We start from the raw sequence: 2,462 nt of genomic DNA, 5'->3' as shown, positions 1-2,462 counted from the left end.
CAGCAGGCGGTACGGTGTTGTCAATATTGTCAACCGTATTTTGCAGACCGGCTTTTTCAGTCTCAGAGTCATCCAATGCTTTTACCGCTTCATCAGCAGCAGCTTTCTTGGCATCGGCATCGGTTTTCAAAGTCTCAACCGCTTTAGCATCATCGGCACTGAAGACACCGTCGTCCTTGGTCAGCTCGCCAATCTTGCCGTCCAATGCTTTCTCGGCATCTTTAGCTGCCTGTACTTTGTCTTGGGCTTCTTTGAGTTTTTCAGCCGGAGTTTGAGCAGCAGGCGGTACGGTGTTGTCAATATTGTCAACCGTATTTTGCAGACCGGCTTTTTCAGTCTCAGAGTCATCCAATGCTTTTACCGCTTCATCAGCAGCAGCTTTCTTGGCATCGGCATCGGTTTTCAAAGTCTCAACCGCTTTAGCATCATCGGCACTGAAGACACCGTCGTCCTTGGTCAGCTCGCCAATCTTGCCGTCCAATGCTTTCTCGGCATCTTTAGCTGCCTGTACTTTGTCTTGGGCTTCTTTGAGTTTTTCAGCCGGAGTTTGAGCAGCAGGCGGTACGGTGTTGTCAATATTGTCAACCGTATTTTGCAGACCGGCTTTTTCAGTCTCAGAGTCATCCAATGCTTTTACCGCTTCATCAGCAGCAGCTTTCTTGGCATCGGCATCGGTTTTCAAAGTCTCAACCGCTTTAGCATCATCGGCACTGAAGACACCGTCGTCCTTGGTCAGCTCGCCAATCTTGCCGTCCAATGCTTTCTCGGCATCTTTAGCTGCCTGTACTTTGTCTTGGGCTTCTTTGAGTTTTTCAGCCGGAGTTTGAGCAGCAGGCGGTACGGTGTTGTCAATATTGTCAACCGTATTTTGCAGACCGGCTTTTTCAGTCTCAGAGTCATCCAATGCTTTTACCGCTTCATCAGCAGCAGCTTTCTTGGCATCGGCATCGGTTTTCAAAGTCTCAACCGCTTTAGCATCATCGGCACTGAAGACACCGTCGTCCTTGGTCAGCTCGCCAATCTTGCCGTCCAATGCTTTCTCGGCATCTTTAGCTGCCTGTACTTTGTCTTGGGCTTCTTTGAGTTTTTCAGCCGGAGTTTGAGCAGCAGGCGGTACGGTGTTGTCAATATTGTCAACCGTATTTTGCAGACCGGCTTTTTCAGTCTCAGAGTCATCCAATGCTTTTACCGCTTCATCAGCAGCAGCTTTCTTGGCATCGGCATCGGTTTTCAAAGTCTCAACCGCTTTAGCATCATCGGCACTGAAGACACCGTCGTCCTTGGTCAGCTCGCCAATCTTGCCGTCCAATGCTTTCTCGGCATCTTTAGCTGCCTGTACTTTGTCTTGGGCTTCTTTGAGTTTTTCAGCCGGAGTTTGAGCAGCAGGCGGTACGGTGTTGTCAATATTGTCAACCGTATTTTGCAGACCGGCTTTTTCAGTCTCAGAGTCATCCAATGCTTTTACCGCTTCATCAGCAGCAGCTTTCTTGGCATCGGCATCGGTTTTCAAAGTCTCAACCGCTTTAGCATCATCGGCACTGAAGACACCGTCGTCCTTGGTCAGCTCGCCAATCTTGCCGTCCAATGCTTTCTCGGCATCTTTAGCTGCCTGTACTTTGTCTTGGGCTTCTTTGAGTTTTTCAGCCGGAGTTTGAGCAGCAGGCGGTACGGTGTTGTCAATATTGTCAACCGTATTTTGCAGACCGGCTTTTTCAGTCTCAGAGTCATCCAATGCTTTTACCGCTTCATCAGCAGCAGCTTTCTTGGCATCGGCATCGGTTTTCAAAGTCTCAACCGCTTTAGCATCATCGGCACTGAAGACACCGTCGTCCTTGGTCAGCTCGCCAATCTTGCCGTCCAATGCTTTCTCGGCATCTTTAGCTGCCTGTACTTTGTCTTGGGCTTCTTTGAGTTTTTCAGCCGGAGTTTGAGCAGCAGGCGGTACGGTGTTGTCAATATTGTCAACCGTATTTTGCAGACCGGCTTTTTCAGTCTCAGAGTCATCCAATGCTTTTACCGCTTCATCAGCAGCAGCTTTCTTGGCATCGGCATCGGTTTTCAAAGTCTCAACCGCTTTAGCATCATCGGCACTGAAGACACCGTCGTCCTTGGTCAGCTCGCCAATCTTGCCGTCCAATGCTTTCTCGGCATCTTTAGCTGCCTGTACTTTGTCTTGGGCTTCTTTGAGTTTTTCAGCCGGAGTTTGAGCAGCAGGCGGTACGGTGTTGTCATATTGTCAACCGTATTTTGCAGACCGGCTTTTTCAGTCTCAGAGTCATCCAATGCTTTTACCGCTTCATCAGCAGCAGCTTTCTTGGCATCGGCATCGGTTTTCAAAGTCTCAACCGCTTTAGCATCATCGGCACTGAAGACACCGTCGTCCTTGGTCAGCTCGCCAATCTTGCCGTCCAATGCTTTCTCGGCATCTTTAGCTGCCTGTACTTTGTCTTGGGCTTCTTTGA

The 2,462-nt window shown here is 49.3% G+C and carries 2 protein-coding genes; both read right to left on the bottom strand.

Features of this window, described 5'->3' with window-relative positions; translation table 11 throughout:
* Window positions 1-2,137 (bottom strand): GA-like domain-containing protein (locus DT343_RS17345; protein ID WP_220116883.1); only part of this gene is annotated, 2,137 nt, incomplete at its 3' end.
* A partial coding sequence (locus tag DT343_RS17575) for a GA-like domain-containing protein (RefSeq protein ID WP_220116881.1) occupies window positions 2,113-2,462 on the bottom strand: 350 nt, incomplete at its 5' end. The genes DT343_RS17345 and DT343_RS17575, both read right to left, overlap by 25 nt.

Source organism: Brevundimonas vesicularis, assembly GCF_900445985.1.
GTDB classification, from domain to species: Bacteria; Pseudomonadota; Alphaproteobacteria; order Caulobacterales; family Caulobacteraceae; genus Brevundimonas; species Brevundimonas vesicularis_D.
Note: the sequence above shows the minus strand (reverse complement) of the source record. Positions and strands in the feature narration are given on the sequence as shown.